Here is an 18447-nt window from a genome sequence, read left to right as displayed (position 1 = left end):
GAATTCCCATGCGTTCCAAAATTCCGGCCACGGTCGTCACCGGCTTCCTCGGAGCCGGCAAGACCACGCTCATCCGCCACATGCTCGACAACGCGAACGGCAAGCGCATCGCGCTCATCATCAACGAGTTCGGCGATCTCGGGGTGGACGGCGACATCCTCAAGGGCTGCGGGGACGAAACCTGCTCCGAAGACGACATCATGGAACTGTCGAACGGTTGCATCTGCTGCACCGTGGCCGAAGATTTCGTTCCGACGTTGGAAGCCTTGCTCGACCGCGAAACACCGCCGGACCACATCGTCATCGAAACCTCGGGCCTCGCGCTTCCGCAACCGCTGGTGCGCGCGTTCCAATGGCCGGAAATCTCGACCCGCGTGACGGTGGACGGCGTGGTCACGGTGGTGGACGGCAAGGCGGTGTCCGACGGCGTCTTCGCCTCGAACCTCGAAGCGATCGATGCCCAGCGCAAGGCGGACGAAAACCTCGACCACGAAACCCCGCTCTCCGAGCTTTTCGCCGACCAGGTCGCCTGTGCCGACATGATCGTGGTGAACAAGACCGATCTTCTCGGTCCGGCTGAGGCCGAGGCGCTGACTGCGAAACTCACCTCCGACAGCCGCCCCGGCGTGCATGTGGTCAAGACCAGCATGGGCGCGCTCCCGGTCGAAGTACTGCTTGGGCAGGGTGCCGAATCCGAGGCCAACATGGCCGGGCGCGACGAGGCGCACCACCATCATCACGACCACGATGACGACGGCCATGACGATCACGATCATCACCATCATCACGACCACGATCACGACGATTTCGAGACATTCGTGGTCGAGCGCGGCGAGATCAAGGACGCCAAGGCGTTCGCCGAACAGGTCGCCGACGTGATCCGGGAACACGACATCCTGCGGCTCAAGGGCTTTGCGGCCGTCGAAGGCAAACCCATGCGTCTGACGCTTCAGGCGGTCGGTCCGCGCGTCGACACCTATTTCGACCAGCCGTTCGGTGCCAACCCGCGCGCCACCCGGCTTGTCGTCATCGGTCAGGCCGGACTGGACCACAAGGCCATCGAAGCCGCGTTAAAGGCATGATCCTCGTCGAACCTGCGAACCCGCTGGAGCCCCAGCCGTCCGCGCTTCTTGCCGAAGCGCAGGCGTTGCAGGCCGCAACCTACCCGCCCGAGCACAACCATGCACTCCCGACCAAGGCGCTCGCCGCGCCCGACATCCGGTTTTTTGCCGCGCGCGAAGGCGACAGGGTGCTGGGCGTCGGGGCATTAGCGATCAGGGACGGTTACGGCGAAGTAAAGGCGATGTTCACGACGGACGAAGCCCGCGGCAAGGGCGTGGGCGCGGCACTCCTGCGCATGATCGAGGACACGGCGCGCGACGAAAAGCTCCCGCGCCTCTGCCTCGAAACCGGCGACGAACTCGCCGCAGCCGTCCGACTTTACGAACGCCACGGGTTCACCCGCTCCGGCGCGTTCGGCGATTATGTCGAGGACGGCAGCTCCGTCTTCATGGTCAAGGACCTCACCTGATGCACCTGCTGGCCGCGACACCCGGCACGATCGACGATGGAAAGGACGCGGTCGATCTGGCACAGACGCCCGCCGACGTCGTGTTCATCTCGGCCGCGGACACCGAACTGGCCGCACTCTCCGAAGCCCGCGCCGAGATGGACGCGCCCCCCGGATTGCGGCTCGCCAATCTCACGCACCTCACGCATCCAATGTCGGTGGACCTGCATCTCGACAATTGCGCGACGCGGTCACGGCTTGTGGTCGCCCGCGTTCTGGGCGGGGTCGGCTACTGGCGCTACGGCGTGGAACAATACGCCGCCCGCTGCGCAGAGGCTGGAGTCCCGCTCGCGCTCCTGCCCGGTGACGACAAACCGGACCCCGACCTCGCAGGCTTCTCCACTGTATCCGATGAGGATTATGCAGCCCTCTGGGCCTACCTCGTTGAAGGCGGGCCGGAAAACGCGACAAATTTCCTCGCCTACACTCGCGCCATGCTGGACGGCGGCGACACGCCTGAACCGGCCAGACCGCTGCTTCGCGCTGGCGTCTACTGGCCCGGCGCAGGCGTCTCCGACCTTGCCACGGCGCGCGAAATGTGGACCGAGGACGCGCCAGTCGTGCCCCTGATTTTCTACCGTGCCTTGGTGCAGGGCGCGGGTCTGAACCCGATCAACCGCATGGTCCGCGCGCTTCTGCGCCACGGGTTGAACCCGCTCCCCATATTCGTCGCCTCGCTCAAGGACCCGGTGTCGACCGCCACGCTCGAGGCGCTGTTCTCCGACGCCGCCCCGGACGTGATCCTGAATTGCACCTCCTTCGCCGTCGGCAGCCCGCACACGGGCGACGACAACCCGGACAATCCGCTGACCATGCCGGCCGCGAATGCCGCGCCGGTGTTTCAGGTGGTGCTTTCCGCATCCAGCGAAGAAGTCTGGTCCGAAGGGCTCACAGGCCTCTCCGCCCGAGACATAGCGATGAACGTCGCCCTGCCCGAAGTGGACGGTCGCGTCCTCACCCGTGCCGTGAGCTTCAAGGGCGAGGCCTTTTACGACGACGCCACGCAATGCCCCATCGCCACCTACCGTGCGCAGGGCAACCGGATCGACTTCGTGGCGAAGCTCGCCGCGAACTGGGCGGCCTTGCGCCGGACCCCCACGCCCGAGCGCAAGGTCGCGCTGGTGCTCGCCAACTACCCGAACAAAGACGGACGGCTGGCCAATGGCGTCGGCCTCGATACACCCGCCGCCACAGTTCACGCGCTCAACCTGCTATGGGGCGAAGGCTACAGCGTCGAAGACATCCCCGCCGACAGCGATGCGCTAATGCAGGCCATCATGGCGGGGCCGACGAACTGGCTCACCGACCGGGCCGAGCGCGCGGGCGGCGTCACATTGCCCCTCTCCACCTACCGCAAGCACTTCGACGCGCTGCCGTGGGAGGTGAAAGAACGGATCACCTCCCGCTGGGGTCAACCCGAAGACGACCCCTTCCTTTCCGGTCCTCAAATACCCACGCCGCAGGCAGACGCCGAAGGCGGCTTCAAGCTCTCGATCCTGACGCATGGCAACGTGGTCGTCGGGCTGCAACCTGCACGCGGCTACAACATCGACCCGACCGAGACCTACCATTCGCCCGACCTCGTCCCGCCGCACAATTACCTCGCCTTTTACATCTGGCTTCGTGAACATTTCGGTGCACAGGCAATCGTGCACATGGGTAAGCACGGCAACCTCGAATGGCTCCCCGGCAAGGCGCTGGCGCTCTCAGACACCTGCCTGCCCGAGGCCGTGCTCGGCCCCATGCCGCACATCTATCCCTTCATCGTGAACGACCCGGGCGAGGGAACGCAGGCCAAGCGGCGCACGCAGGCGGTCATCATCGACCACCTCACGCCGCCGCTCACGCGGGCCGAGACCTACGGGCCGCTCAAGGATCTCGAAGCGCTGGTAGACGAGTATTACGAGGCCGCGGGTGTCGACCCACGCCGGATCGCACACCTGAGGCGTGAGATCCTCACGCTGTCTTCCTCAACCGGGCTGGATGCCGATGTCGGCATGAAGGGCGAGGACGAGGAAACCGACCTTGCCAAGCTCGACGCCTATCTCTGTGAACTCAAGGAAGCGCAGATCCGCGACGGGCTTCATGTCTTCGGCCAATCGCCCGAAGGGCGGCTGGAGCGCGATCTCGTGCAGGCGCTCGTCCGCGTTCCGCGCGGTCAGGGGAAAGCCGGTGACGCCTCATTGATCCGGGCGCTCGCTGCCGATTTCGGCATGCCCTTCGACCCGCTCGACTGCGACATGGCGGCCCCGTGGGACGGCCCCAGGCCCGCGTCCCTGACGGGAGGCACATGGCGCACGGCGGGCGACACGATCGAACGCCTCGAAGATTTCGCCGCGCGCCTCATAGACGGCGAAGAGGTCCCTCCGGGACCGATGAGCGCCGCCGTGATGGACGAGGTCGAAACCACAATCCGCCCCACCGTCGCCGCTTGCGGACCGGACGAGGGCACGGGGCTCCTGACCGCCTTGTCGGGGCAGTTCGTCGCCCCCGCACCGTCCGGCGCGCCGACGCGCGGGCGGCTCGACACGCTCCCGACCGGGCGCAATTTCTTTTCGGTCGACAGCCGCGCGGTTCCGACCCCGACCGCCTGGGCGCTGGGGTGGAAGTCCGCCACGCTGATGATCGACCGGCACTTACAGACCCATGGCGACTGGCCCCGCACCATGCTCGTCACCGCATGGGGCACCGCCAACATGCGCACGGGCGGAGACGACATCGCACAGGCGCTCGCCCTTATGGGCGTCAAGCCGACGTGGGACGCCGCGAACCGCCGCGTCACCGGGTTCGAGATCATCCCCGCCACCGCACTCGGCCGCCCTCGCGTGGACGTGACCCTGCGCGTCTCCGGCTTCTTCCGTGACGCTTTCCCATCGCTCATCGCGCTCGTCGATTCCGCCGCCCGCGCGGTGCAGGCGCTCGACGAACCCGAAGCCGACAATCCCGCCGCCGCCCGCGCCCGCGCCGGCGAAGCAACCGCTCGGGTCTATGGCTCGAAACCCGGCGCCTATGGCGCAGGGTTGCAGGCCATGATCGACGAAAGGTTGTGGGAGGCGCGCGACGACCTCGGCGACGCCTATCTCGAATGGGGCAGCTACGCCTACGGCGCGGGACAAGAAGGCGCGCGCGACCGCGAAGGTCTGGAGCAACGTCTGAGCCAGACCGAAGCCATTGTCCAGAACCAGGACAACCGCGAACACGATCTGCTCGACAGCGACGATTACTACCAGTTCGAGGGCGGCGCCGCTGCAGCGGTCTCGAAACTTCAAGGCCGCGACGCCACGATCTACCACAACGACCACTCGCGCCCGGAACGCCCCTTGATCCGCACGCTGGATGACGAGATCGGGCGCGTGATCCGGTCCCGGGTCGTAAATCCGAAGTGGATCGAGGGCGTGAAACGCCACGGCTATAAAGGCGCATTCGAGATGGCCGCGACGCTCGACTACCTCTTCGCCTTCGCCGCCACGACCCATGCGGTCAAGCACCATCATTTCGATCTCGTCTACGCCGCCTTCCTCGAAGACGACGACACCCGTGCCTTCGTCGAAGAACACAACGCCCCCGCGCTCGCCGAAATGGAAGCGCGGTTCCGCGAGGCGATCGAACGCGGGCTCTGGGTGCCGAAGTCGAACTCGGCGCGCGCGCGGCTGGCGGCCGGAGCGTGAGACGATGATGTGGCGGCTGACCCCGGACGACGCACGGCTCGACGCCGTTCTCCGGGTCATCCACGCCGCCTACCGCGACGCGCCCGAGTCGCCCTCGGCCACTATGCTGCCAGAGCGGCTTCAGAACATCGCGCGTCAGGGCGAAGTGCTCGTCATTTCCGAAGAGGATACGCCCGTCGCCTGTGTCATCACACGCCCGTCGCGCGACTTCCCCGGCACGCTCTACCTTGGCACGCTCGCCGTTGCGCCCGAGGCACGAGGACAGGGCCTCGCCCGCCGTCTCATGGCGGCCGTCATGAGGATCGCGCACAGCCGTGGCGAATGGGGCGTGTCGCTCGACACCTGGGCCGAAGAGACCCGCCTTATCGCGTTTTATGGGAGCTTCGGATTCGAGGCCGTCGGAGAGGCGGAAGGGATCGTGGCGATGACCCACACCTTCCCGGACCGCGTCAAGCATAGCATGTCCGCCGAAGACCCGACCGAACCGCTCATCGCCCTGATCCGGGAAAGCTTTGCCTACATGGACGGCCGCGTCGATCCGCCCAGTTCGATGCACCGGCTGAACGCCGCCGCAATCGCGCAACAGATATCGGACGGCGAAATCTGGATCATCGGCGCGCCGGACGCACCGGAAGCCTGCGTCTTCTTCACGCCGCATCCCGCGGCGCTCTATATTGGAAAGCTCGCAGTCGCGCCCAAGTCACGCCGTCGCGGTCTGGCGAGGACGCTCATGAAACTCGCCGAAACTCGCGCCAGGGCGCTCGGGTTCGATTGCCTCACGCTTCAATCACGCATCGAGTTGTCCGAGAACCACAAAACCTTCCGCAGGCTCGGCTTCACCAAGACCGCCGTGACCGCGCACGAAGGATACAATCGCCCGACCTCGATCACGTTCGAGAAACGGCTGGGCTAGTCGCAGTCGAGCCTCGCCTTGATCACCGATTGATCGCCGACGAGCGACCCGTCCTCGACCGGGCACCCCGTCGCCCGCCTGATCGCAACCTCGGCATTCGCCCGGATCACCGACAGACGCGGCATGGCGTGGGATGACGTGCGGATCACCTCGACTTCGTCCCCCACGCGCCACACGCCGAAGGTCATTCCCCCGGCTTCGACGGTCGAACTGTCCCCGCCCATGAATTGCGGAGAAGGCGAATTGCAGCCGACGAGTGCGACGAGCGCGGCGAGGACGAGTGATCGGGTCATGGCCCGACCCTAGCGAAAGCTTGGTTAACAAGACGTTAAGCTCGACGCAGCGACGCCGGGCCGGATGCATCACCTTGTCGCAGTCGCATATCCACACCCGGCTGCTAAATACATTCACAATATTGAATACGAACCAAGGGGACTCGCAATGCAACTCTCTCGCCCGGCGGACAAATACTCGCCGCTCTACTTCCTCGCCTCGGTCGGTGCCGGTGGCCTGTCCGTAACCTTCTTCATGTACCTGATGTTCTGGGTGAACCACCCGGGCCGCCCCGTCCCGATCTTCGAGGACATCACCGCCGCCCTGTCGACCGGCGGAATCGCACAGCAGATTGCCATCGTCACGGCGTTGGCCGGGATCGCGTTTTTCGCCGCGATGAACCTGCAAAAACTGTTCTGGAATATCTCGGCCTACAACCGTTTCAAGAAAACCGAAGCCTATGAGACGCTGCGCAACTCGAACGCCGAAACGACCCTGCTCGCCTACCCTCTGGCGCTCGCCATGTCGGTGAACGGGCTTTTCATCGTCGGCCTCGTCTTCGTGCCCGGCCTGTGGACCGTAGTGGAATACCTCTTCCCCTTCGCGATGGCGGCGTTTCTCGCCATCGGTATCTTTGCGCTCACGATCATTGGCGACTTCCTTGGTCGCGTTCTGACCAAAGGTGGCCTCTTCGACGTCACAGCGCACAACAGCTTCGCCCAGATGCTCCCGGCCTTTGCACTGTCGATGGTGGCCGTCGGCCTCGCCGCGCCCGCCGCCATGTCGACCAACAGCCTCGTCGTGGGCGTTTCACTGATCGGCTCGACCTTCTTCGCGACGGTGGCGATCGTCTACGGCGCAGTGGCGCTCTTCACCGCGTTCAACTCGATGCTCCACTACGGCACCGCGAAGGAAAGCTCACCGACACTGATGATCATGATCCCGCTGATGACCATCCTCGGCATCATGTTCCTGCGTCAGGATCACGGCCTTCACGTCACCTACGAAGTGCACGGAACGGCCGCCGAAACCATGGTCTTCCTCGCACGCCTCGTGTCGGTCCAGGTCATGTTCCTCCTGCTCGGCCTCGTGGTGCTGAAACGCGAAGACTACTTCTCGGACTTCGTGTTCGGGTCCAAGACGTCGCCCGGCTCCTACGCGCTGGTATGCCCCGGTGTCGCGCTCTCGGTGCTCCTGCAATTCTTCGTCCACAAGGGCCTCGTCGCCGCAGGCGTGCTGGACAAGTTCTCGGTCGCCTACTGGGTTGTCATCGCGCTCGCGATCGCGTTCCAGTTTGCCATGATCGCACTGGTCCTGCGCCTCAACCGCCAGCACTTCGCCAAGTCCGAGGCCGCCGCGGTCCCTGCGGAATAAGACCCGCCAAACGCGATACGAGAGGGCGTGCCACGAGCGCGCCCTCTTGCCTTCCCGCCCCCCGCGCTCCACTGTCCCCGCGCGCCACAGGGAGAGACCCATGACCGACGACCCCAGGAACGACCCGGACCGCCACGCCCAGAAGATGGCCAAGAAGAAGGCCGCGCGGGACAAGATCATGGCCACGAAGACCGAGGAAAAGGGCCTCATCATCGTGCACACCGGCAAGGGCAAAGGCAAAAGCTCCGCCGCATTCGGCATGATCTTTCGCACCATCGCCCACGGTATGCCCTGCGCGGTCGTGCAATTCATCAAAGGCGGGATGAAAACCGGTGAACGCGACCTGATCGAAACGCGGTTCTCGGACCTGTGTCAGTTCCACACGATGGGCGAGGGCTTCACCTGGGAAACCCAGGACAAATCGCGCGACATCGAGATGGCGAAAGCCGCTTGGGAGAAATCGAAAGAGCTGATCCGTGACCCGAAGAACCGCATGGTCCTTCTGGATGAAATCAACATCGCCCTGCGCTACGACTACATCGACGTCGCCGATGTCGTGGCGTTTCTCGAGGCTGAAAAGCCCGAGATGACCCACGTCGTTCTGACCGGCCGCAACGCGAAGGACGAACTGATCGAGATCGCGGACCTCGTGACGGAAATGGAGCTGGTCAAGCACCCGTTCCGCTCCGGCATCAAGGCGCAGATCGGCGTCGAATTCTGAGGTTTCGCCGCAAGCAAGCTCGCGGCGACCAACCGGGGGAGGCCAGCCTCCCCCGGACCCCCACCGAAGTATTTTTGAAACGATGAAAAGGATCGGCTGGACGCGATTCCGGTTCACACAGCGTTAAGGTTAATGCGGTAGTGTGAAAGGGCGGAACAGGCTGAAGAGCCGATGACCGTAAACGGTGAAGCCCCCTGCATCATCGCAGGGGGTGGATCGTTTTTCCCGATCCTCTTCATCGTTTCGGAAATACTTTGGGGGGAACGGCGCACCCGCGCCGTGGGGGGCTAGCCCCCCTGCCGCGCCAATGCACGGCCCTGCGCGACGGGCCCTGCCCGGCGCAAACCTTCATTCATGTCGCAGATCGCTCAGGCTCTGAGTGGTGGTCAGTGCCTCAGGGTCGAGGATCAGATCGATCACCGCCAGACCGCTACTCGCCAATGCCCGCTCGAAGGCCGGCGCGAATTCCGCCTGTGTCCGCACCGTCTCGCCATGCCCGCCATAAGCCTGCGCGAGCGCCGCGAAATCCGGGTTGGCGAGGTCCGTGCCCGACACCCGCGACGGGTATGCGCGCTCCTGATGCATTCGGATGGTCCCGTAACGCCCGTTGTTTGCGACCAGCACGATGACCTGCGCGCCATGTTGCACGGCGGTGGACATCTCGTTCAACGTCATCTGAAAGCACCCGTCCCCGGCCCAGCAAATCGCGGGTCGCCGCGTTTCGAGCGCGGCGGCGATGGCGGCCGGAAAGCCGTAGCCCATGGAACCGGAGGTGGCGCCGAGATAGCTCTTCGGTGTGGTGAACCGATAATACCTGTGCAGCCACATGTTGTAGTTGCCCGCCCCGTTGGTGAGCACGCTGCCCTCCGGCATCGCGCGTGCCAACTCGCTCACCACTTGTTCGAGCTTCACCGCACCCGGCGTCTCCAGCGGCTCGATCCATGCTTCGTAGTCATCGCGCAGACATGCCGTCCAACTCGCCCGATCATTGCGCTTTTGCGCCTCCCTCGCCGCCAAGACCTCCAGCATCGCGGGCGCGCCGGCGCATACAGCCACATCAGGGCGATAGACACGGCCCATTTCATCCGGGTCGGGATGGACGTGGATCACGGTCTTGCCCGGTGAAGCGGGGTCGATCGCGTAGCCGCCGGAGGCGATATCGCCGAACCGCGAGCCGAGGATCAAAAGCGCATCCGCTGCCTCGAGCGCCGCTTTCAACCCCGGCCTCATCCCGACCGACAGATCGCCCACATAGTTCGGATGATGGTTGTCCATGTAATCCTGCCGCCGGAAAGCCACCGCCACCGGAAGTCCATGCGCTTCCGCGAAATGCGTAAGATTTCGCGCCGCGTCGTCGGTCCAGAGGGGGCCACCGGCGACAACCAGCGGTCGCTCGGCAGTCGCCAGCACCTCGAGCACCGCGTCGGCATCTTCAGGCGCGACATGCGTCACCCCCGTCTCGCGTGCCGGCAGGTCCGGGACATCCGCCTCGGCCGAAAGCATATCCTCGGGGAGCGCGAGAACGACCGGGCCGGGACGCCCGGACATTGCGACGTGAAACGCGCGCGAGATGTATTCGGGAAGCCGCGCGGTGTCGTCCACCTCGGCCACCCATTTCGCCAGCCCGCCGAACATCTGGCGATAATCGACCTCCTGGAACGCACCCCGGTCCCGATGTCCCCGCTCGATTTGACCGACGAACACCACCATCGGGGTCGAATCGTGCATCGCGACATGGATGCCGGAGGATGCGTTCGTCGCCCCCGGTCCCCGCGTCACGAACAGAACGCCGGGCACATTGGTGAGCTTGCCATGCGCCTCCGCCATCATCGCCGCTCCGCCTTCCTGCCGACAGACGACGTTCTCGATCCCGCTGTCGTAAAGCCCGTCCAGCGCTGCGAGGAAACTTTCGCCCGGCACCGAGAACACCCGGCGCACGCCTTGTATCGCCAGTTGATCGGCGAGGATTTTGCCGCCATGCCGCATGGTTGAACCTTTCGCGATTTTGCTTCGTTATCGTCCAGACAGAATGAGGGAGCGCGATATGTCCAGACCCACCATCCTTGGAATCCCTGGAGCGTTGCGTCAGGCGTCGACCAATCGCCTGCTGTTGCGTGAGTCGGTGCGGGTTTTGGGCGACTGCCAATTCGTCGAGGCGGACATCGACTTCCCGGTGTTCAACGAAGACATCGAGAACGGACCGGGTATACCGGAAGCTGTCCAGACATTGTTCGATCAGATCGACGCGGCGGATGCGGTCATCATTTCGTCCCCCGAATACAACAAGAACATTCCCGGCGTCCTGAAGAACGCGCTCGACTGGGTGTCACGGTGCAAAGGCAACCCTTGGAAAGACAAACCCGTGTCCCTGATCGCTGCTTCGGATGGCCGCGCGGGCGGCGAGCGCATGATGCACAACCTGATCCTGTGCATGATGCCGTTTCGGCCGGATCTCGTCTACGGTCCGGAAATCTTCATCGGCAACTCGCGCGAGGCGTTCGACAATGACGGACGGCTCAAGGACGAGCGATCCGTAAAATTCCTGACGACGTTGATGGAAAACCTGCGAGAGACCGTAAAAGCCTGAGCCGTAGCCTTCGCGCCTCGCTCACTTGGACCCAAGCCGGTGCGGCTCGAACCCGGGCGTTCCGCCCGCCTCCGGATTGGCCGCGACATATTCCTGCTTCAGCCGTTCCGAACCGCCCCCGGTCCCGTCGTGGCGCCAACCCGGCGGCATGACCGCATAGAGCAACCGATCCCGCCACGTGATCCCCGGCTGAAACCAATCCCGAAAAATCGCGATCCATTCATGGAAGGCGACCCGCAACGGATTGAAGGTGCCGATATTGTGGACCAGCCCGTAGTCCGGGCGGTCGTTTTCCTGCTCGGGCACGAAGGTTCCGAACATCTTGTCCCAGATGATGAAGACCCCCGCGTAATTGGCATCGAGGTAGCGCGGATTGCGCCCGTGATGGACGCGGTGGTGCGACGGCGTGTTCATCACCGCCTCGAACCAGCGCGGCATCTTGTCGATCGCCTCGGTGTGTATCCAGAACTGGTAGATCAGGTTCAGACCGCCGACGAACAGGATCATCGCCGGGTGGAAGCCTAGCAGCACCAGTGGCGCGCGCACGATCATCATGAAGGTGAAAGTACCGGTCCAGGTTTGCCGGAGCGCCGTGGTCAGGTTGTAGTGCTGGCTCGAATGGTGGTTCACATGACTGGCCCAGACCCACCGCACACGGTGACCGAAGCGATGCACCCAGTAATAACGCAGGTCGTCCAGCACAAAGCACAGCGCAACGACCCACCAGCTGGTGCCAAGGTCGAACGGTGTGAGCGCCCAGAGCCACATGAAGAACCCGAAGGTGACGAACCCAAGTAGGATGCCCGAGGCCACATTGCCAACACCCATGGCAAGACTGGTCATCGCATCCCGCGTCTCGTACCGCCCACCCCGTTTGGCGATGAATATCCAGGTCATCTCGATCAGCACAGCCGCGACGAAGAACGGCACGGCGAGCGAAACGACGTCGGGATAGGTCAGTTCTGTAAGGTCCATTCAGGTCTTTTCGATCAGCGCAGTCCAGGTCGACGCCTCATCGGGCGCGAGTTCCAGTTTAACGCGCGGCGCGGCAAAGTCACGAAGTGTGAGTACGAGTCCCGAATTCGTCGGGATGATCTGAGGCGCATCGAGCACATGTGTCGCGACGTCCTGCCCCATCACCCAAAGCACATGAAGATTGCCGTTTGCCCGCACCAGGGCCGCCTGACCCGTTTTGGCCATGCGAATGTCGTCCGGCTCCAACCCGGGATTGTCCGCCATGAACTCGCGCCGTGCGGCATCTTCGTCGAGGGTCAGAGGCTTGTCATAGCCATAAAACCGCATCGCCACCCATATGGCGATGAGCCCGACGACCACGAATGCTCCTAGCAACCAAATCGGCATGTCTGTCCTCCTGCCGGGCGAATGTGTTTTTCGCACCTCGGAGTGTCAATCAGGCGAGTCCGGATCGGCAGGGAGCCGCCCGTCTCACTTATGGATCAGGTATCGCGTCAGCCTTCGGCGCCAATGAGTGCCGACATGATCGCCTTGGCGCTCTCGGAATTCCATTCCGCGTCACCCATCAGGCGTGCGATCTCCTTGCCCTCACGGTCGAGGATCAATGTTACGGGAAGCCCCATCACGCCGGAGGCGCGGGCCAGATCTCCGTTCGTGTCCATGAGAAGCGGCAGGTGCTCGACCTCGATCTCGGCAAAGAATTTCTCGGCGGCCATCTGTTTCGTGCGGAGCGTCGCGATCGGCACGACCGCAAACTGGTCGCCCCCGAACTCCGCCTCGAGCGCGTCCAGCCCCGGCATTTCCTTGCGGCACGGCGCACACCATGTCGCCCAGAAATTCACGACGACGATCTTGCCTTCGTAATCGGCAAGCGTCACGTCGCCGCCTTCCGCATCCTTCACGGCCATATCGCGCGGCACGTCTTTCGGCTCTGCATGGACCGCGAGCTTCTTCATCGTGCCATCTTTCAGGGCCTCGATGTCCGGCATGTCGGCAAACGCCGCGTTTGCAGTCAGAACGAGGGCCGCGTATAGCCAGTTTCGAAATTTCATGCTCTTCTCCAAGGCCTCATGCCATGACAGACACCAAGAAAGACGCCAACGCCATGTGGGGCGGACGTTTCGCCGCAGGCCCTGACGCGATCATGGAGGCGATCAATGCCTCGATCGGGTACGACCAGCGGCTCGCCCAACAGGACATCACCGGCTCTCGCGCCCATGCCGCGATGCTGGCGGCGCAGGGCATCATCTCTGATAAAGACGCCGAGGCGATCCGGGAAGGCCTGCTCACGGTTCTGTCAGAGATCGAGAACGGTGATTTCGCGTTTTCGACGGCGCTTGAAGACATCCACATGAACGTGGAAGCGCGGCTGAAAGAGCTGATCGGCGAACCTGCCGGGCGTCTGCACACCGCGCGGTCGCGCAACGATCAGGTGGCGACGGATTTCCGGCTCTGGGTGCGCGATCAAGTGGACGCCGCCATCGAAGGGCTCGACGCGCTCATCCGGGCGTTTCTGGATCAGGCCGAGGCAGGGGCCGACTGGGTCATGCCCGGCTTCACCCACCTGCAAACCGCGCAGCCCGTGACATGGGGCCATCACATGATGGCCTATGTCGAAATGTTCGCCCGCGACAAGTCCCGCTTCGAGGATGCCCGCCGCCGGATGAACGAATCCCCCCTGGGCGCTGCGGCGCTCGCCGGGACCGGCTTCGACATCGACCGCCACATGACCGCCGAGGCGCTCGGGTTCGACCGCCCGATGGCCAATTCGCTCGACGCCGTGTCGGACCGCGACCACGCGCTCGAGTTCCTGTCCTGCGCGACGATCTGCGCCTTGCATCTCAGCCGGTTCTCGGAAGAGCTGGTGATCTGGTCCTCGGCCCAGTTCCGCTTCGTGACCCTGTCGGACCGGTTCTCGACCGGCTCCTCGATCATGCCCCAGAAGAAGAACCCCGACGCCGCCGAGCTGATCCGCGCCAAGATCGGCCGGATCATGGGAGCGATGGTCGCGCTGTTCACGGTGATGAAGGGCCTGCCGCTCGCCTATTCCAAGGACATGCAGGAAGACAAGGAACAGGTCTTCGACGCCGCCGACAACCTGATGCTGTCGCTCGCCGCGATGACAGGCATGGTCTCGGATCTCACCGCCAATCGCGACGCGCTCGCCGCCGCCGCATCCAGCGGGTTTTCGACCGCGACCGACCTCGCCGACTGGCTGGTGCGCGAATTGGGCCTGCCCTTCCGCGATGCCCACCACGTCACCGGGTCGCTCGTCGCGCTCGCAGAGGACAAAGGCTGCGACCTGCCCGACCTGTCGCTCGACGACCTCAGGTCCGTGCATGACGCGATCACCGAGGATGTGTTCAACGTCTTGACCGTCGATGCCTCGGTCGCCTCACGCACGTCCTACGGCGGCACGGCCCCGGTCCGGGTCCGCGAACAGACCGCCGCCTGGCGCGAGAAGCTGAGCTGAAAAGGAGCGCGCTGACGCACGCACAGGATGTCCACGCCCCGCCGTGCGGCGGGTCGTGCAGCTGGAGGGCCAGCCCTCCAGACCTCCCGAAGTATTTCGGAAACGGTGAAAGGGATTGAAACCGGTCGCGTGTTCGGCGCGTATAGGTTTCATGTCTCGACTTCGCCTCATATATCTCGCCCTCGCCATCATCGGCGCGGTTTGGCCCATGTATCATTTCCTGACCTACCTTCTTGGCGAAGGTGGCAGTTTTTCGGGAATGCTCGCGGAATGGACCGATGGCCCCGCCGTGACTGGCATGGCGCTCGACCTCACCATCGCAGGCGTCACGCTTGTCGTCTTCGCGATCGCTGAAACAAGCGTGCGCCGCAACTGGAGCGCGCTCTGGGCGATCCCGGCTACGCTGTTCATCGGCGTGTCCTGCGGTCTGCCGCTCTACCTGTTCCTGCGCACACGCCCGGTCTAGAGGCTCGCGGCCAGTCGGGTGCCCTGGTCGATAGCGCGTTTCGCATCGAGTTCTGCGGCCACGTCCGCGCCACCGATGACATGAGGCGCTTTGCCCCGCGCTTCGAGCGCATCAGCGAGGCTCCGCTCGCTGACCTGCCCCGCACAAAGCACGATCGTGTCGGCTTCGATCACGCGCGGGTCCTCGCGCGCCTCGCCGGTGGTGACGTGGAGGCCGTCCGGCCCGATGCGTTCGTAATTCACGCCGCCCTGCATGGTGACGTTTTTCATCTTGAGGCTCGCGCGGTGAATCCAGCCGGTCGTCTTGCCCAGCCCCTTGCCCAGCGCCTTCGCTTTTCGTTGAAGCAAAGCGACGTTTCGCGCCGGAGGTTCCGGTTGCGGCCCTTCGGGGGCGAGGCCCGAACGATACGCCTCCGTATCGGCGACGCCCCATTCCTTCTGCCACAGTTCGAGGTCCATTGTCGGGCTGATCCCCTCATGGGTGAGGTATTCTGCGACGTCGAACCCGATCCCTCCGGCCCCGATGATCGCGACTTTCTCGCCCACCGGCTTCTTGTGCAGGAGCACGTCGATATAGGAGAGCACATTGTCGCCCTCCTGCCCCTCGATGCCGGGGTCGCGCGGGTTGACGCCGGTGGCAACGATCACCTCGTCATAATCCGCAAGGTCGTCCGCCGTCGCCTCGGCGCCCAGCCGGGTTTCAACGCCATGTGCCTCGACCCTGCGGGTGAACCAGTCGATCAGCCCCACGAACTCTTCCTTGCCGGGAATCGCGGCGGCCATGTGAAGCTGCCCGCCAATCCGGTCAGACTTGTCGAACAGCGTGACGCGATGCCCTCGCTCGGCCGCCGTGATCGCCGCCGAAAGCCCCGCAGGTCCCGCGCCGACGACGGCGATGGATTTGGGCTTGTCGGTTTTCGCGATGACAAGCTCGGTCTCGGAACAGGCGCGCGGGTTCACAAGGCAAGACGTGAGCTTGCCCGAAAACGTGTGATCGAGGCAGGCTTGGTTGCAGGCGATACAGGGCGCGATATCGCCTGCCCGCCCCGCCTCGGCCTTGGCAACGAAATGCGCATCCGCAAGGAAAGGGCGCGCCATCGACACCATATCGGCAGCGCCGCCTGCGAGCAGCTCTTCGGCCACGTCCGGCGTATTGATCCGGTTCGACGTGATGACGGGAATCGACACTTTGCCCATGAGCTTCTTGGTCACCCAGGCGAAGCCTGCGCGCGGCACGCTTGTCGCGATGGTCGGGATACGGGCTTCGTGCCAGCCGATGCCGGTGTTGATGATGGTCGCCCCGGCCTTTTCGATTTCCTGCGCCAGTTGGACGACTTCGTCATAGGTCGACCCATCCGGGACCAGGTCGATCATCGACAGCCGGTAGATGATGATGAAATCCGGCCCAACTGCCTCGCGCACCCGGCGCACGATCTCGATGGGGAGTCGGATACGGTTTTCATAGGATCCGCCCCAGCGATCCTCGCGCTTGTTGGTATGGGTCACGATGAACTGGTTGATGAAATAGCCTTCGGACCCCATCACCTCGACACCGTCATATCCGGCCTCCCGCGCGCGCGCCGCAGAGGTGGCGAAATCCGCAATCTGCTTCTCGATCCCGTCCTCGTCAAGCTCCTGCGGCGGGAACGGTGAGATCGGCGACTTCACAGGGCTGGCCGAGACGCATTTCGGCCCGTAGGCATACCGCCCAGCATGAAGGATCTGCATGGCGATCTTGCCGCCCGCCTCGTGAACCCGGTCCGTGACCATCCTGTGATTGGCAATGTCCTCGGGCGTGTAGAGCCCGGCAGCCCCCGGAAACACGCCGCCCTCGTCATTCGGTGCAATGCCCCCGGTGACCATCAGCCCGACGCCGCCGCGCGCGCGCTCGGCGTAATATTCGGCCACCCGGTTCCAGTCTCCGCGTTCCTCGAGCCCGGTATGCATCGACCCCATGAGCACGCGGTTCTTGAGGGTCGTGAACCCCAGATCGAGCGGAGCCAGCATATGTGGGTACTGTGTCATCGTCACCTCCCTGACATCCGCGCAAGGATACGCGCGACATCCGACCTGTCACCCCCATACGCCGCGTCAGCCCGCGTCCCTTCATCGTTTCGGAAATACTTTCGGGGTCGGTGAAATCCCCCGGGATTTCGCCGGGAGGGGCAGACAGCCCCTCAGCCGCGCGTCAGCGCGGCCCACCGCGACGCGCCTTGCGCGGCGCAATCACATGGTTTCGACGCAATGACGCCGGAACGCGCGCTTGAGCATGTCAAGCTCGGCCCGCAATAGCTCCATCTCGGCGCGGAAATCCTCGTCGAGCGGCTGCCCGGTCACAACGGTGAAACTCGCCAGCCTGTCGCCGCTCGCCTTCTCGGAAATCAGGAAGGTCTGCACGCCTTCGGACAAGAGATCCTGCGGGATCGGCACGAACACCCGGAACTGGCCCTCGATATCCGGGTCGTCTCGAAGCGACGCGCCGGCGATCTCCTGGCCATTATGAGTAACGGTAATGTCGGGCGGCGTATCGGCACCCGTCAGGACGCCCTCCCAGACACCGGCCTGAATACGGGTCTTCGTCAGCACCAAATCCGCCATGTCACACCTCCGCCCGCGGGCGGCGTGAAAAATTCACGTCCCGCAGCATCACTTGGTTCATCTCCGGTCCCTCGAAAATAAGGTCGACCCAGGCCCGTTCCACGCGTTTCTCGTTGAGCTTGGTATAGGCCAGGTCGAAATCAATCGAGAATTCCTTGTCATCGAGCGGCAGTTCACGAACCATCTGTTCGGTGTTCGGACCATGCTGGATGTTCACGCGCGCGAATATCTCGAGCTTCTTTTCCGTCTCGATCACCGCGTTCAGGCGCAGGAGATGCTTTCGCGTCAACCCGCGCATCGCGCTGTCCGGCAACTCGATGACCAGTGACAGGAAAGAGCCGTCGAACTTGAAGACATCGAGGCGCAGGCCATAGGGCGCGAGGTCCTCTTCCCGCGTATTGCGCATCTGCCGCACCGTGAGTTCCGATATCCGGCAATCGTGGAAGATCGTAACCTCGTCACCGAAATCGCTCTTGCTCTCCACCGCCGCGCGCCCCGGTGGGAAAATCGGCCCGCGCCAGAGCTGTGGGCGCCAGGACCAGTCGGAATGAAGCGGCTTGGGAAACGTATTCGACCCGATCAGGGGCAACGCGAGACGACCGTTCGCCACGAAGATGATCCGGTCGAGCGCCTGGCGGAGTTCCAGCGCCCGCAACCGAATGCGGCGCAACATGCCCAGACTGACTTGATCAGCGGCCGAGGCAGTCCGGCGCCAACGGCGGATCACTAGGGGGTGCAGGATAAGGTCAACGAGACCGAAAGCACGTTTGGACATCGGCGGGTTGTTTCCAGATCGTGAACACCGAAAGCAGTTAGACCAGAATTGTTAA

General features: G+C 64.0%; 17 protein-coding genes. 9 read left to right on the top strand and 8 right to left on the bottom strand.

From position 1 onward, the window contains the following. Window positions 1-8: 8 nt before the first annotated feature. Genes cobW through KJP28_RS20075 form a run of 4 tightly spaced genes read left to right on the top strand, consistent with a single transcriptional unit; the run spans window position 9 to window position 6151 of the window. Window positions 9-1082 carry a cobalamin biosynthesis protein CobW gene (gene cobW, locus KJP28_RS00925; RefSeq protein ID WP_218390356.1) on the top strand — a complete coding sequence of 358 codons (1074 nt, stop codon included), beginning with the start codon at window positions 9-11 and terminating at the stop codon, window positions 1080-1082. Beyond that, complete coding sequence (locus KJP28_RS00920) at window positions 1079-1531, top strand: GNAT family N-acetyltransferase (RefSeq protein WP_218390355.1); 453 nt, start codon at window positions 1079-1081, stop codon at window positions 1529-1531. The genes cobW and KJP28_RS00920 overlap by 4 nt, the downstream gene beginning before the upstream one ends. After that, window positions 1531-5238: a cobaltochelatase subunit CobN gene (gene cobN / locus KJP28_RS00915; RefSeq protein ID WP_218390354.1), complete on the top strand. Its 3708-nt coding sequence runs from the start codon at window positions 1531-1533 to the stop codon at window positions 5236-5238. Before KJP28_RS00920 ends, cobN begins: the two co-directional genes overlap by 1 nt. Before the next feature lie 7 nt (window positions 5239-5245). Beyond that, on the top strand, window positions 5246-6151 hold the full coding sequence (locus KJP28_RS20075) for a GNAT family N-acetyltransferase (protein ID WP_218390353.1): 906 nt from the start codon (window positions 5246-5248) through the stop codon (window positions 6149-6151). Here the strand turns inward: KJP28_RS20075 and KJP28_RS00905 are convergent. Continuing rightward, entirely contained in the window at window positions 6148-6444 is a 297-nt protein-coding gene (locus KJP28_RS00905; RefSeq protein WP_218390352.1) for a hypothetical protein, read from the bottom strand. The two genes, KJP28_RS20075 and KJP28_RS00905, sit on opposite strands and share 4 nt — an antisense overlap. Window positions 6445-6592: 148 nt before the next feature. Between KJP28_RS00905 and KJP28_RS00900 the strand changes: the two genes are divergently transcribed. Further along, complete coding sequence (locus KJP28_RS00900; RefSeq protein WP_218390351.1) at window positions 6593-7798, top strand: TsoY family (seleno)protein; 1206 nt, start codon at window positions 6593-6595, stop codon at window positions 7796-7798. Window positions 7799-7898: 100 nt separating this feature from the next. Next, complete coding sequence (cobO, locus tag KJP28_RS00895) at window positions 7899-8519, top strand: cob(I)yrinic acid a,c-diamide adenosyltransferase (protein WP_218390350.1); 621 nt, start codon at window positions 7899-7901, stop codon at window positions 8517-8519. Between the two features lie 348 nt (window positions 8520-8867). Here cobO and KJP28_RS00890 read toward each other — a convergent pair whose 3' ends face one another. After that, window positions 8868-10505, bottom strand: coding sequence for a thiamine pyrophosphate-binding protein (locus KJP28_RS00890; protein WP_218390349.1), 1638 nt, complete (start codon window positions 10503-10505; stop codon window positions 8868-8870). A 58-nt stretch (window positions 10506-10563) separates the two neighbouring features. Here KJP28_RS00890 and KJP28_RS00885 point away from each other — a divergent pair, with 58 nt between their 5' ends. After that, on the top strand, window positions 10564-11106 hold the full coding sequence (locus tag KJP28_RS00885) for an NADPH-dependent FMN reductase (protein WP_218390348.1): 543 nt from the start codon (window positions 10564-10566) through the stop codon (window positions 11104-11106). A gap of 21 nt (window positions 11107-11127) precedes the next feature. Here KJP28_RS00885 and KJP28_RS00880 read toward each other — a convergent pair whose 3' ends face one another. The 3 genes from KJP28_RS00880 to KJP28_RS00870 all read right to left on the bottom strand — a co-directional run bounded on the left by KJP28_RS00880 (window position 11128) and on the right by KJP28_RS00870 (window position 13133). Beyond that, window positions 11128-12081, bottom strand: coding sequence for a sterol desaturase family protein (locus tag KJP28_RS00880; RefSeq protein WP_218390347.1), 954 nt, complete (start codon window positions 12079-12081; stop codon window positions 11128-11130). Next, window positions 12082-12468, bottom strand: a complete 387-nt coding sequence (locus tag KJP28_RS00875) for a hypothetical protein (RefSeq protein WP_218390346.1) — start codon at window positions 12466-12468, stop codon at window positions 12082-12084. It abuts the gene before it with no gap. Between the two features lie 107 nt (window positions 12469-12575). Further along, window positions 12576-13133 (bottom strand): TlpA disulfide reductase family protein, encoded by a 558-nt coding sequence (locus KJP28_RS00870; protein ID WP_218390345.1) that lies wholly within the window; start codon window positions 13131-13133, stop codon window positions 12576-12578. A gap of 23 nt (window positions 13134-13156) precedes the next feature. On the opposite strand from KJP28_RS00870, the gene argH reads away from it, so the two are divergent. Together argH and KJP28_RS00860 are read left to right on the top strand one after the other, a co-directional pair. Continuing rightward, entirely contained in the window at window positions 13157-14554 is a 1398-nt protein-coding gene (gene argH / locus KJP28_RS00865) for an argininosuccinate lyase (protein WP_218390344.1), read from the top strand. A gap of 151 nt (window positions 14555-14705) precedes the next feature. Further along, window positions 14706-15020 (top strand): DUF2834 domain-containing protein, encoded by a 315-nt coding sequence (locus tag KJP28_RS00860; RefSeq protein WP_218390343.1) that lies wholly within the window; start codon window positions 14706-14708, stop codon window positions 15018-15020. Here KJP28_RS00860 and KJP28_RS00855 read toward each other — a convergent pair. From KJP28_RS00855 to KJP28_RS00845, 3 genes are all read right to left on the bottom strand, one after another. Next, the gene (locus tag KJP28_RS00855) at window positions 15017-17044 is read right to left on the bottom strand and encodes an NADPH-dependent 2,4-dienoyl-CoA reductase (RefSeq protein WP_218390342.1); all 2028 of its coding nucleotides are present in this window, start codon (window positions 17042-17044) and stop codon (window positions 15017-15019) included. The genes KJP28_RS00860 and KJP28_RS00855 overlap by 4 nt on opposite strands. A 201-nt stretch (window positions 17045-17245) precedes the next feature. Beyond that, window positions 17246-17617, bottom strand: a complete 372-nt coding sequence (locus KJP28_RS00850) for a hypothetical protein (RefSeq protein WP_218390341.1) — start codon at window positions 17615-17617, stop codon at window positions 17246-17248. Window position 17618: 1 nt separating this feature from the next. After that, window positions 17619-18392, bottom strand: coding sequence for a DUF6478 family protein (locus KJP28_RS00845; RefSeq protein WP_218390340.1), 774 nt, complete (start codon window positions 18390-18392; stop codon window positions 17619-17621). Window positions 18393-18447: the final 55 nt, after the last annotated feature.

Origin of the sequence: Maritimibacter dapengensis (genome assembly GCF_019218265.1) — a bacterium.
Taxonomy (GTDB): Bacteria; Pseudomonadota; Alphaproteobacteria; order Rhodobacterales; family Rhodobacteraceae; genus Maritimibacter; species Maritimibacter dapengensis.
The sequence above is the reverse complement of the archived record's forward strand: the minus strand, read 5'-3'. Positions and strand labels throughout refer to the sequence as shown.